The organism is Acinetobacter sp. CIP A162, from assembly GCF_000367905.1.
Taxonomy (GTDB): Bacteria; Pseudomonadota; Gammaproteobacteria; order Pseudomonadales; family Moraxellaceae; genus Acinetobacter; species Acinetobacter lwoffii.
Window position 1 is genome coordinate 80,688 of sequence record NZ_KB849157.1, and the last position, 13,316, is coordinate 94,003.

The window sequence follows — 13,316 nt, forward strand, 5'->3', positions numbered from 1 at the left end:
ACCTAGCGGCGGACGGGTGAGTAATGCTTAGGAATCTGCCTATTAGTGGGGGACAACATCTCGAAAGGGATGCTAATACCGCATACGTCCTACGGGAGAAAGCAGGGGACCTTCGGGCCTTGCGCTAATAGATGAGCCTAAGTCGGATTAGCTAGTTGGTGGGGTAAAGGCCTACCAAGGCGACGATCTGTAGCGGGTCTGAGAGGATGATCCGCCACACTGGGACTGAGACACGGCCCAGACTCCTACGGGAGGCAGCAGTGGGGAATATTGGACAATGGGGGGAACCCTGATCCAGCCATGCCGCGTGTGTGAAGAAGGCCTTTTGGTTGTAAAGCACTTTAAGCGAGGAGGAGGCTACCGAGATTAATACTCTTGGATAGTGGACGTTACTCGCAGAATAAGCACCGGCTAACTCTGTGCCAGCAGCCGCGGTAATACAGAGGGTGCAAGCGTTAATCGGATTTACTGGGCGTAAAGCGCGCGTAGGTGGCCAATTAAGTCAAATGTGAAATCCCCGAGCTTAACTTGGGAATTGCATTCGATACTGGTTGGCTAGAGTATGGGAGAGGATGGTAGAATTCCAGGTGTAGCGGTGAAATGCGTAGAGATCTGGAGGAATACCGATGGCGAAGGCAGCCATCTGGCCTAATACTGACACTGAGGTGCGAAAGCATGGGGAGCAAACAGGATTAGATACCCTGGTAGTCCATGCCGTAAACGATGTCTACTAGCCGTTGGGGCCTTTGAGGCTTTAGTGGCGCAGCTAACGCGATAAGTAGACCGCCTGGGGAGTACGGTCGCAAGACTAAAACTCAAATGAATTGACGGGGGCCCGCACAAGCGGTGGAGCATGTGGTTTAATTCGATGCAACGCGAAGAACCTTACCTGGTCTTGACATAGTAAGAACTTTCCAGAGATGGATTGGTGCCTTCGGGAACTTACATACAGGTGCTGCATGGCTGTCGTCAGCTCGTGTCGTGAGATGTTGGGTTAAGTCCCGCAACGAGCGCAACCCTTTTCCTTATTTGCCAGCGGGTTAAGCCGGGAACTTTAAGGATACTGCCAGTGACAAACTGGAGGAAGGCGGGGACGACGTCAAGTCATCATGGCCCTTACGACCAGGGCTACACACGTGCTACAATGGTCGGTACAAAGGGTTGCTACCTCGCGAGAGGATGCTAATCTCAAAAAGCCGATCGTAGTCCGGATTGGAGTCTGCAACTCGACTCCATGAAGTCGGAATCGCTAGTAATCGCGGATCAGAATGCCGCGGTGAATACGTTCCCGGGCCTTGTACACACCGCCCGTCACACCATGGGAGTTTGTTGCACCAGAAGTAGGTAGTCTAACCTTAGGGGGGACGCTTACCACGGTGTGGCAGATGACTGGGGTGAAGTCGTAACAAGGTAGCCGTAGGGGAACCTGCGGCTGGATCACCTCCTTAACGAAAGATTGACGATTGGTAAGAATCCACAACAAGTTGTTCTTCATACGATGTATCTGAGGGTCTGTAGCTCAGTTGGTTAGAGCACACGCTTGATAAGCGTGGGGTCACAAGTTCAAGTCTTGTCAGACCCACCAAATCTGACTAACGAAGCATGAAAGTGCTGAAGCAAACAGAACAGAACGATACATTGACTTATTGATAAGCTGGGGACTTAGCTTAGTTGGTAGAGCGCCTGCTTTGCACGCAGGAGGTCAGGAGTTCGACTCTCCTAGTCTCCACCAAATTTCAAGATCATAAAAGCACTGCTTTTCCTTGAAATTTAAGCAAGAAGCTACGCTTCGCGCAGTATGTAAGCATACAGTGATGAAGTTGTTTAGTTCCTAAGCGATCAAGTGTTTAGATCCTAGAGATTAACAAGTACAGGCGTTATGATACGCGCACTTGATAACCTCTGTGATTTATCACAGTTTCCTGACCTGACGAAGGCTGGAAAAATCATTAACAGAATATATTTGAGTTGAAATAATTTGTTCAAACTCGTTTCAAGTAGGCAACTACAAGAAATGAGTTCTAGCGAAATTAACTGAATCAAGCGTTTTGGTATATGAATCTAATTGAAGCTGTACAGTAGTTAAGTCTACGAAACGCCAACTGTATGAGTAAGTCGCAAGACAAGCTCTGTTGCTTATCCTACTTGTAAGGATAAACGACTGTTTGGGGTTGTATAGTCAAGTAATTAAGTGCATGTGGTGGATGCCTTGGCAGTCAGAGGCGATGAAAGACGTGATAGCCTGCGAAAAGCTCCGGGGAGGCGGCAAATATCCTGTGATCCGGAGATGTCTGAATGGGGAAACCCACTTACCATAAGGTAGGTATTGCAACATGAATACATAGTGTTGCAAGGCGAACGAGGGGAAGTGAAACATCTCAGTACCCTTAGGAAAAGAAATCAATTGAGATTCCCTCAGTAGCGGCGAGCGAAAGGGGAAGAGCCCATTAAGTCATATAAGTTCTAGTGGAACGCTCTGGGAAGTGCGACCGTAGACGGTGATAGTCCTGTACACGAAAGGGCTTATATGATGATGTCGAGTAGGGCGAGGCACGTGAAACCTTGTCTGAATATGGGGGGACCATCCTCCAAGGCTAAATACTCCTGACTGACCGATAGTGAACCAGTACCGTGAGGGAAAGGCGAAAAGAACCCCTGTGAGGGGAGTGAAATAGATCCTGAAACCGCATGCATACAAGCAGTGGGAGCCGGCATTGTGTCCGGTGACTGCGTACCTTTTGTATAATGGGTCAGCGACTTATATTCAGTAGCAAGGTTAACCGAATAGGGGAGCCGTAGGGAAACCGAGTCTTAATAGGGCGTTTAGTTGCTGGGTATAGACCCGAAACCAGGTGATCTATCCATGAGCAGGTTGAAGGTTGGGTAACACTAACTGGAGGACCGAACCCACTGTCGTTGAAAAGCCAGGGGATGACTTGTGGATAGGGGTGAAAGGCTAATCAAACTTGGTGATAGCTGGTTCTCCCCGAAAGCTATTTAGGTAGCGCCTCGGACGAATACCATTGGGGGTAGAGCACTGTTTCGGCTAGGGGGTCATCCCGACTTACCAAACCGATGCAAACTCCGAATACCAATGAGTACTATCCGGGAGACAGACTGCGGGTGCTAACGTCCGTAGTCAAGAGGAAAACAATCCAGACCGCCAGCTAAGGCCCCAAAATTATAGTTAAGTGGGAAACGATGTGGGAAGGCATAGACAGCTAGGAGGTTGGCTTAGAAGCAGCCACCCTTTAAAGAAAGCGTAATAGCTCACTAGTCGAGTCGGCCTGCGCGGAAGATGTAACGGGGCTAAAACTATATGCCGAAGCTGCGGATGCATAATTTATTATGCGTGGTAGGGGAGCGTTCTGTAAGCCGATGAAGGTGGATTGAGAAGTCTGCTGGAGGTATCAGAAGTGCGAATGCTGACGTGAGTAACGACAATGCGAGTGAAAAACTCGCACGCTGAAAGACCAAGGGTTCCAGTCCAACGTTAATCGGGGCTGGGTGAGTCGACCCCTAAGGCGAGGCCGAGAGGCGTAGTCGATGGGAAATTGGTTAATATTCCAATACTTCTGTGTAATGCGATGAGAGGACGGAGAAGGTTAAGTCAGCCTGGCGTTGGTTGTCCAGGTGGAAGGTTGTAGGCATGTATCTTAGGCAAATCCGGGGTACTCTATGCTGAGAACTGATAGCAAGCTGTACTTGTACAGTGAAGTGGCTGATACCATGCTTCCAGGAAAAGTCTCTAAGCTTCAGTTACACAGGAATCGTACCCGAAACCGACACAGGTGGTCAGGTCGAGTAGACCAAAGCGCTTGAGAGAACTCTGCTGAAGGAACTAGGCAAAATGGTACCGTAACTTCGGGAGAAGGTACGCTGTTGTCTGTGATAGGACTTGCTCCTTGAGCGGCCGACAGCCTCAGAAACCAGGCCCCTGCAACTGTTTATTAAAAACATAGCACTCTGCAAACACGAAAGTGGACGTATAGGGTGTGATGCCTGCCCGGTGCTGGAAGGTTAATTGATGGGGTTAGCGTAAGCGAAGCTCTTGATCGAAGCCCCAGTAAACGGCGGCCGTAACTATAACGGTCCTAAGGTAGCGAAATTCCTTGTCGGGTAAGTTCCGACCTGCACGAATGGCATAATGATGGGGGCGCTGTCTCCAGCAGAGACTCAGTGAAATCGAATTCGCCGTGAAGATGCGGTGTACCCGCGGCTAGACGGAAAGACCCCGTGAACCTTTACTGCAGCTTGACATTGAACTTTGATCTTACTTGTGTAGGATAGGTGGGAGGCTTTGAAGTCGCGACGCTAGTTGCGATGGAGCCGTCCTTGAAATACCACCCTGGTAATATTGAGGTTCTAACTCTGTCCCGTTATCCGGGACGAGGACCATGTCTGGTGGGTAGTTTGACTGGGGCGGTCTCCTCCTAAAGAGTAACGGAGGAGTACGAAGGTGCGCTCAGCGTGGTCGGAAATCACGCGTAGAGTATAAAGGCAAAAGCGCGCTTAACTGCGAGACCCACAAGTCGAGCAGGTACGAAAGTAGGTCTTAGTGATCCGGTGGTTCTGTATGGAAGGGCCATCGCTCAACGGATAAAAGGTACTCTGGGGATAACAGGCTGATACCGCCCAAGAGTTCATATCGACGGCGGTGTTTGGCACCTCGATGTCGGCTCATCTCATCCTGGGGCTGAAGCAGGTCCCAAGGGTATGGCTGTTCGCCATTTAAAGAGGTACGCGAGCTGGGTTTAGAACGTCGTGAGACAGTTCGGTCCCTATCTACCGTGGGCGTTGGAAATTTGAGAGGATCTGCTCCTAGTACGAGAGGACCAGAGTGGACGAACCTCTGGTGTACCGGTTGTCACGCCAGTGGCATCGCCGGGTAGCTATGTTCGGAAGGGATAACCGCTGAAAGCATCTAAGCGGGAAGCCTACCTCAAGATAAGATTTCCCCGAGACTTTATGTCTCCTAAAGAGCCGTTGAAGACTACGACGTTGATAGGTTGGATGTGGAAGCATGGTGACATGTGAAGCTGACCAATACTAATTGCTCGTGAGGCTTGACTATACAACACCCAAACAGTTGTTGTACGAACTTCGAAAGAAGTGAGGATCAATTGATTCAATATTAAACAAAGTGACTTGATTTAGTTACGCTAAACGAACAAACTACTGCAACTCAGATAAATCTGTTAATGAATTCTATTTGGTAGAAAGCAAGGCATCTCAATAAGACCTAGCAAGTATCCATAAACAGTTGTGCTGGCGACCATAGCAAGAGTGAACCACCTGATCCCTTCCCGAACTCAGAAGTGAAACCTCTTAGCGCTGATGGTAGTGTGGGGTTACCCATGTGAGAGTAAGTCATCGCCAGCTCATTATTCAAAAATCCCCCTCCGCATCAGCAGAGGGGGATTTTTTTATGCGTGGAATTTAGTCAAATAAATGTTATTTATGTGCTATTTCGACTGAAACATCACATAAAAATAAAATTGAGAGGCGTATACTGAACCGGTCTATGGAGCGGATATGTCCTCAAATTCATCTTCAAGCCATATTGAATATGGCTCTTCTGCTTTTAAAGCAGTGCTTTTTTCCTTATTCCTTGCTGGCTTTGCCATTTTTTCATCACTGTATTGCGTACAGCCGATGATGCCGATTCTGGCTGATTATTTCCAGGTCAGCCCGACTCAAAGTAGTTTCCCCTTATCTTTTTCTACTATTGCCTTGGCAGTTGGCCTGATTTTTACTGGACTAATTTCAGACCGATTTGGTCGTAAGCCGATTATGGTCTGGTCTCTATTTTCAGTCTCAGTATTATTGCTATTAAGTGCAATATTGCCGATCTGGTCCGTGTTTCTGACCACACGAGTAATGATTGGATTGACAGTCAGTGGTGTCGCAGCAGTCGCGATGACTTATATCGGGGAAGAAATTGCAGAAAAGGATATCGGTTTTGCCATGGGCTTATATATTTCTGGCACAGCGATAGGTGGTATGGGAGGGCGTTTAATTGCCGGAGTTTTAGTTGATTTTATCTCTTGGCAATCTGCTACTTTGTTGATTGGTATTTTAAATCTCTGTATTGCAGGCTTATTTTATTACCTCTTACCCGCTTCGCAACATTTTAAAGCCTATCCAATCAAGCTGAATCGTTTTAAAAACTCATTTAGACAGAATCTAGCTGATCCAAAACTTCGGGTTTTATTCCTGCAAGGTTTTATCTTGATGGGCTGCTTTGTCTCGGTATTTAATTATCTGAGCTATCGCTTGATCCAAGCGCCATTTGAGCTATCTCATGTCTGGATTGGTGTGATTTCGATTACTTATTTGGCCGGCATTTATAGTTCCCCTCGAGCAGCACATTGGGGGCGGCATTACGGAAAATTTAGAATATTGGCAGCCATGATCCTGATGATGCTTGTGGGCTTGTCGCTGATGCTGATCAATCAGTTGGTTGTTGTTTTTACCGGATTGCTGATTTTTACTTTTTCTTTCTTCGCTGCCCATTCTACCGCCAGTAGCTGGGTGTCGATCCAGTCGTTACAGTATCGGGCAGTCGGTTCGTCGCTGTATTTATTTTGCTATTACTTGGGTTCAAGTGTGTTGGGGAGCTCAAGCGGATTGGTGTGGGAAAATTATGGCTGGATAGGATTAACTGTGTTTATTGCCGCGTTATTACTGACGGGTTTGTCATTCAGTTTAAAACTCCGTTCAAATTAGAGATTATTTCCAAGCTTTCCTCCTCATAAATAGAATCAATTTCTTTTTTGAAATATTTAAACTTTAGATTCAAGTGACAAATAGAGCGTGATTCAGTTAGTCTCTGATTTTGTATAAATTATAATCAAGCAAGCTAGGGCCGATTCATGGTAAAATAATCGGCTTTCATCTTTGATCTTATTTTTAGATCTCCTATCATCTGCCAGCCGAGAATTGCTAGCCATGTCTACTGCTTATACCATGCAGACTGCGCCAAAAGCGTTGTTTGATTACGACAAATATTGGGCGTCTTGTTTTGACCCTGCGCCATTTTTGCCGATGTCACGCGAGGAAATGGATCAACTCGGCTGGGACAGCTGTGATTTTATTTTAGTTTGTGGTGATGCTTATATCGATCATCCGTCTTTCTGTTCAGGCATTATTGGTCGTACGCTAGAAGCACAAGGCTTCCGTGTCGGCATTATTGCACAGCCAGACTGGACCAGCGTGGATGCGTTCCGCGTTTTGGGTAAACCGAATATTGCTTGGGGTGTAACAGCAGGGAATATGGATTCTATGATCAACCGTTATACGGCTGACCGTAAAATCCGTTCTGATGATGCCTATTCACCAGACAATCAGCCAAACAAACGTCCAGACCGTGCGGCAACCGTGTATTGCCAGCGTGTCCGTGAAGCTTATCCGGATGTACCGGTATTATTGGGCGGTATTGAAGCATCCTTACGTCGTATTGCGCATTATGATTACTGGTCAGACAAAGTCCGTCGTTCAGTATTGATGGATTCAAAAGCCGATCTTTTGATGTACGGTAATGGTGAGCGTTCAATCACTGAAATTATGCATCGTCTGGCACGTGGCGAGAAAATTCACGAGATTACTGATGTTCGCGGTACTGCGTTCATTGTGAATAAACACAATCGTGCCTCTAAAGCCAAGTTTGTGGAAATTGCATCGAATGATGTCGATGCCATTGGCCGTGTTGATCCAATTATTAACCCGTATGTCATGACTGAAGATATCGAGGGTTGTGAGATTGAACAAGGCAAGGATTCTAGTCAGTACCAAGGTTTCCAAAAAGAACATGTCGCCAATCCGATTGTGCGAGCAGGGGATGACCTAGATCCTGATACGCAAATTGTGCAACTGCAACCGGCTTCTAAAGCGATTAAACATAAGTTACCGCCGCGTGAATTGGCCGTAATCCGTTTGCCTGCTTTTGAAGAAGTGGCTGCAGATCCAGTGCTCTACGCACATGCCAACCGTATTCTGCATCTGGAAACCAATCCGGGGAATGCGCGTGCCATGGTGCAAAAGCATGGTGAACGTGATGTCTGGTTGAATGCACCGCCAATTCCGTTGACTACCGAAGAAATGGACTATGTGTTTGACCTGCCTTATGCACGTCTGCCGCATCCTGCTTATGGCAATGCACGTTTCCCGGCATTCGACATGATCAAGTTCTCTGTGAATATCATGCGTGGCTGTTTCGGTGGTTGTACCTTCTGTTCAATTACGGAACATGAAGGTCGTATTATTCAGAACCGTTCTGAAGAATCGATTCTGCGTGAAGTGGAAAAAATCCGTGATACCGCACCGGGCTTCACGGGTATTATCTCGGACTTGGGTGGCCCAACAGCCAATATGTATCGTTTGGCCTGTAAAGATCCTGAGATTGAAAAGAACTGTCGTAAACCGTCATGTGTATTCCCGGGCGTGTGCCAAAACCTGCATACCGACCATGCGCCATTGACGCAGTTATATCGTAAAGCACGTTCTTTACCAGGCATTAAAAAAATTCTGATTGGTTCAGGCCTACGTTATGACCTTGCGGTTTTAAACCCTGAATATGTCAAAGAACTTGTCACCCATCATGTCGGTGGTTACTTAAAAATTGCGCCTGAACATACCGAGAAAGGTCCACTCAATAAAATGATGAAGCCAGGTATTGGTACCTATGACCGCTTCAAGCAAATGTTTGATCGTTACAGTAAAGAAGCCGGTAAGGAACAATACTTGATTCCTTACTTCATCGCGGCGCATCCGGGCACCACCGATTACGACATGATGAATCTGGCGATTTGGTTGAAGAAGAATGGTTTCCGTGCCGATCAGGTACAGACCTTCTATCCATCACCGATGGCGACTGCAACTACTATGTATTACACGGGTAAAAACCCGCTGGCGAAAGTGGCGCGTTATACTGAAAATGTTGACATTGTGAAAGGTGAGAAGCGTCGTCGTTTGCACAAAGCTTTCTTGCGTTATCATGATTCAAACAACTGGCCTTTACTGCGTGAAGCCCTGAAAGAAATGGGTCGTCAGGATTTGATTGGTAATTCGAAACAGCATTTAATTCCGACTTATCAGCCTGTAGGCAGTGCAGACGGTCAGTATCAATCGGCGCGTAAGAAGAATTCGACGGTTGCCGGTGATTCGCAAAAACGTACCGGTGAGCAAGGGAATCGTAGCAAGGCTGCACAAGCTCAGTCACGTCCTTCAAATACCAAGAAACGTCCTGAGCGTGGTCAAATTCTGACCCAGCACACTGGTTTACCACCACGTGAAACGGGTGATGCCAAAAAACCGTTTGGTGGGCCAAAGCCTAAAGCGAAGCCCAAATCACGTGCATAATTAAGTTAATAAAAAGACACTTCGGTGTCTTTTTTTAGCTCTTGGGTAAAGTAACGTAGCCTGAGCTTGTTCGTTGAAAGTGTAAAAGAATATATTATTTGGACTAAGTTCTTTAAAAAAGTGATATAAAAATAACACTTTGTCGGAATTGTCCTACAGTTGGGCAGATATGTATTGCGATCAATTCCATGGATGTTTTAGAGTGCATTATCAGTACTTTAAATCCACTTTCATTGGCATCTAGAGAGATGTCACTTTAGGTAACACAGAATCGAGTTTTGATACCAGTTGTATGGGTATTTAAACAGATTGGTTGTTAGCTCTATTTAAAATAAAGCGTGGGTTTATACTGCACAACAATAAAACAAAAATGATTATAAGAATGCAAGGATTTAGGCATGACCACCTATATTATGATTGGGAGTTTCCTGCTCTTCTGTGTCGTGCTCATGGCATGGAAAAAGCTCGGAAATAAATCCAAACCACAAGACAGCGCGTTAAAGCAACGTGCTATTTTTAACCTGAATGAGCAATTGACCTTCACTCGCCTGAGAGAAGTCTTACCTGAATACATTATTTTGGCACATGTTTCCTATGATGCCTTAATGACGACTAAATTTAACCGGACTCGACATAAGTACCGCAACCTGACTGCAGATTTTGTCATTCTGGATCAGCAGCACCAGATTCTAGCTGTGGTGGGAGTGGATGACCCATTAATTTTGAAGCGTCCCCAACAGACGGGTTTTCAGGATGCATTACTAACCATGGCCGGTTATCGGGTGATTCGCTACGATGATGTGCCAGAATATTATCAGTTGCGCCAGGACTTCTTACAGGAGCAAGCGCAAATGCAGAAAATGCCCAAATATACAGTTAGCAATGATCTGAAAAAATATTATTTATATTCGGATTTAGAGCGCAGTAAAATCAAAGCAGTCGGTTAAAACAAAAAAGCATGCCAGAAGCATGCTTTTTTTATGAATATCGATCTTGAACCATTATTCTGGTTTAACCGCCACGACGGTCAGCTCGACCAATACCCGTGGATCATAGAGTTTTGCTTCGACACAGGTACGAGGCAGGGCTTCGATATCAGCGACCCAGGCATCCCAGACTTCATTGAAGGCTGCATAATCCTTTTCAATATCTTTCAAATAGATAGTTACCGACATGATGTGACTTTTGTCTGTGCCGGCATCTGCCAGAAACTGGTCAATAGTATCTAAAGTCTGTTGGGTTTGCCCTTTAATATCCAGTTCAACATCTGTGGCGAGCTGGCCGGCGAGATGTACCAGATTACCGGCAATGGCAATTTCCGAAAAGCGTTTCGATACGTGTAAACGTTCAACTGTCATGTTATTCATCCTGAGTTTCGGGCATCAGGGCTGCGACCAAAGCAGTCAGCAGACAACCCACCGCCAGATAGATGGCTACATAATGCCATGAACCATCTGCCCAAATCACCAGTGCCGCTGCAATAAATGGGGTAAATCCACCCCCAATGATACTCGCCACCTGATAACCAACTCCGGCACCGCTGTAGCGGTATTCGGTGCCAAACAGTGAGGTGAAAATCGGTTGATGGACACTGACCACCATATCGTGTGCGACGTTCGCCAGTAAAATTGCCCCGACAATGATCATCCAGGTGTTTTGTGCATCGAGCGCCATAAAGAATGGAAAAGCCGAAAGCGCACCAATCAAACCGCCCCAGACACACATTTTCTGATGATTGAATTTATCCGCCAACCAGGCAAAGAAGGGAATACTGAAACAGCTGATGGCACCGACCATCAGCGTGATATTCAGGAAGAACTGTTTGTCCATGCCCAAGTTAGTGGTGGAATAGTTCAGGGCAAAGTTGGTGACCAGATACATGGTCAGCAATTCAGTCAGACGTAAAGCAATGATATAGAAGAAAGCTTTAGGATGTTTGCTAATGGCCTGCAAGATCGGCAGTTTTTCTGGCTGATGGTCTGCTTTCACCACCTTTTCCACAAACTCTTGAGATTCATCCTGATCACGGCGGATCCACATCGCCACAGCTAACAGTACGATGCTGGCCAGAAAGGGAATACGCCATGCCCACTCGGCAAAGGCTTCTTCACCCAGTGTCGCAAGTATAATCGACACTGCACCCGTCGCCAGAACCAGACCGACGCCGTAACCGACCTGAACTCCACTGCTATAAAAGGCCTTTTTTCCTTTTGGTGCATTTTCTACGGCCATGAGGGCTGCGCCGCCCCATTCACCACCGACAGCAAAGCCTTGCAAGGCACGGCAAAACACCAGCAGCACCGGAGCCCACCAGCCAATTGCTTCAAAATTTGGCAGCAGGCCAATCCCGACCGTGGAAATTCCCATCAGGATTACCGTAAGTACCAGCATTTTTTTACGGCCAAGCTTGTCACCAAAGTGACCAAATACCACACCGCCTAAAGGACGAAACAGGAAGCCGACCCCAAAGGTGGCCAGTGCCGCCAGGGTGCCCATATTCTCGCCAATACTGGGAAAAAACTGATCTTTAAAAATTAAGGCTGCAACAATGCCGTAAAGGAGAAAATCATACCAATCGACAACAGCACCAACAAAACTAGATAGCGCAGCTTTACGTGCGCGTTGTTCTTGAACAACAGAAGAATTTACAGAAGACATGCAGGAGGGAATTCCATGAGTTACATCAGAGTTGCCCTGCAATATTCGGATTTGATCGTCACGCTAATCACAGGACATCATGCTGAAAGTAAAGGTGATTTTCAGCATCTCGGCACATACATGGATAATGCATTGCGCAGATAGAGTACTCTAAAAAATCAAAATGTAAAAACAAAGTTGCCGTATTTTTAAACTGATGCCTAAAACATGATCAAAAAAGGTTTAGAGTAGCAATAACTGGGTTTCAGTTTCGGGGACGCTGAGCTGATACACGCCAACACCGATCAGCCGGAATTGCATCTGCGGGGCAATATGCAGGTCGTCGAGCAGTAAGTCCAAGGCTTGGGCTAATTCCTGTGGGCTACGCAGCACCTGTTTAAAACTTTTACTGTGTTGCATCACCTGAAAGTTCTTGAGTTTTAATTTGACCGTAACGCCGCGAGCTGAAAGCTGTTTCTTTTGCAGACTTTGCCATACTTGTCCAAGTAAAGGTTCCCAATAGGGGCGACATTGGTTCAGATGCAGGTCATCATCAAAAGTGGTTTCTTTGGAAATTTGCTGGCGTTCCCGTTCCACTTCGACCGGTCGTTCATCAATGCCTTGAGCATACAAAAATAGCCGCCGGCCATATTTGCCAAAATGTTGAATTAGTAAGGCTTCATCGATTTGCTGTAAATCGCCTAAAGTTTCTAGATTCAGGCTTTTCAGTTTTTCCTGAGTGACTTTACCGACGCCGGGAATTTTTTTTAGTGGCAGATCCTGGATAAAACGCTGTACCTGCGAAGGTTTAATCACACAGATCCCATTCGGTTTGTACCAGTCCGAAGCAATTTTGGCAAGAAACTTGTTGGGTGCTACACCAGCAGAAGCGGTTAATCCGGTGGCTTGAAAAATATCCTCGCGAATTCGCATGGCGACTTCGGTAGCACTTGGGATTTGTTTTAAATTTTCTGTGACATCTAGAAAGGCTTCATCCAGAGACAGTGGCTCAATCAGGGAAGTATATTGCTGGAAGATCTGATGAATCTGTGCCGATACCTGCCGATATTTGGCAAAATCCGGCTCAATCACGATAACTTGAGGACATAGTTTGCGCGCCTGCCCCATGGACATGGCAGAACGCAGGCCATAAACCCGTGCCGGGTAGGAGGCAGCCGCGACCACCGCCCGAGGATGATGCGAGGCAATCACCACAGGTAAGTCTTTCAGTTCTGGACGTTCACGCAGCTCTACCGAGGCATAAAAGGCATCCATATCGAGATGAATAATTTTGCGCATGTTCGCTATCTTAAGGGGCT

General features: G+C 46.6%; 7 protein-coding genes, 2 tRNA genes, 2 rRNA genes and 2 other annotated features. Of the genes, 8 read left to right on the forward strand and 3 right to left on the reverse strand.

Annotated elements, in window-relative coordinates:
• Nucleotides 1-451, forward strand: a sequence feature (16S ribosomal RNA rRNA prediction is too short).
• 10 nt (nt 452-461) lie between these two features.
• Nucleotides 462-1,435 (forward strand) — a sequence feature (most likely nonfunctional fraction of RNA operon).
• 73 nt (nt 1,436-1,508) lie between these two features.
• From F995_RS00660 to F995_RS00690, 7 genes are all read left to right on the forward strand, one after another.
• A tRNA-Ile gene (locus tag F995_RS00660) sits at nt 1,509-1,585 on the forward strand.
• A gap of 71 nt (nt 1,586-1,656) precedes the next feature.
• Nucleotides 1,657-1,732, forward strand: a tRNA-Ala gene (locus F995_RS00665).
• Nucleotides 1,733-2,177: 445 nt separating this feature from the next.
• Nucleotides 2,178-5,074 (forward strand): 23S ribosomal RNA (locus tag F995_RS00670).
• A gap of 193 nt (nt 5,075-5,267) precedes the next feature.
• Nucleotides 5,268-5,382 (forward strand): 5S ribosomal RNA (rrf, locus tag F995_RS00675).
• A gap of 153 nt (nt 5,383-5,535) precedes the next feature.
• Nucleotides 5,536-6,729, forward strand: a complete 1,194-nt coding sequence (locus F995_RS00680; RefSeq protein WP_004644878.1) for an MFS transporter — start codon at nt 5,536-5,538, stop codon at nt 6,727-6,729.
• A 222-nt stretch (nt 6,730-6,951) separates the two neighbouring features.
• Nucleotides 6,952-9,360 carry a YgiQ family radical SAM protein gene (locus F995_RS00685; protein WP_004644879.1) on the forward strand — a complete coding sequence of 803 codons (2,409 nt, stop codon included), beginning with the start codon at nt 6,952-6,954 and terminating at the stop codon, nt 9,358-9,360.
• Nucleotides 9,361-9,758: 398 nt separating this feature from the next.
• Nucleotides 9,759-10,307: a DUF2726 domain-containing protein gene (locus tag F995_RS00690; RefSeq protein WP_004644880.1), complete on the forward strand. Its 549-nt coding sequence runs from the start codon at nt 9,759-9,761 to the stop codon at nt 10,305-10,307.
• A 54-nt stretch (nt 10,308-10,361) separates the two neighbouring features.
• Here F995_RS00690 and F995_RS00695 read toward each other — a convergent pair whose 3' ends face one another.
• Both F995_RS00695 and shiA read right to left on the reverse strand, forming a co-directional pair.
• Nucleotides 10,362-10,718: a RidA family protein gene (locus tag F995_RS00695; protein WP_004644882.1), complete on the reverse strand. Its 357-nt coding sequence runs from the start codon at nt 10,716-10,718 to the stop codon at nt 10,362-10,364.
• Between the two features lies 1 nt (nt 10,719).
• Entirely contained in the window at nt 10,720-12,018 is a 1,299-nt protein-coding gene (shiA, locus tag F995_RS00700) for a shikimate transporter (RefSeq protein ID WP_004644883.1), read from the reverse strand.
• A gap of 15 nt (nt 12,019-12,033) precedes the next feature.
• Here shiA and F995_RS17070 point away from each other — a divergent pair, with 15 nt between their 5' ends.
• On the forward strand, nt 12,034-12,162 hold the full coding sequence (locus F995_RS17070; RefSeq protein ID WP_004644884.1) for a hypothetical protein: 129 nt from the start codon (nt 12,034-12,036) through the stop codon (nt 12,160-12,162).
• A 78-nt stretch (nt 12,163-12,240) separates the two neighbouring features.
• Here F995_RS17070 and dinB read toward each other — a convergent pair whose 3' ends face one another.
• The gene (gene dinB, locus F995_RS00705) at nt 12,241-13,296 is read right to left on the reverse strand and encodes a DNA polymerase IV (protein ID WP_004644885.1); all 1,056 of its coding nucleotides are present in this window, start codon (nt 13,294-13,296) and stop codon (nt 12,241-12,243) included.
• Nucleotides 13,297-13,316 lie beyond the last annotated feature (20 nt).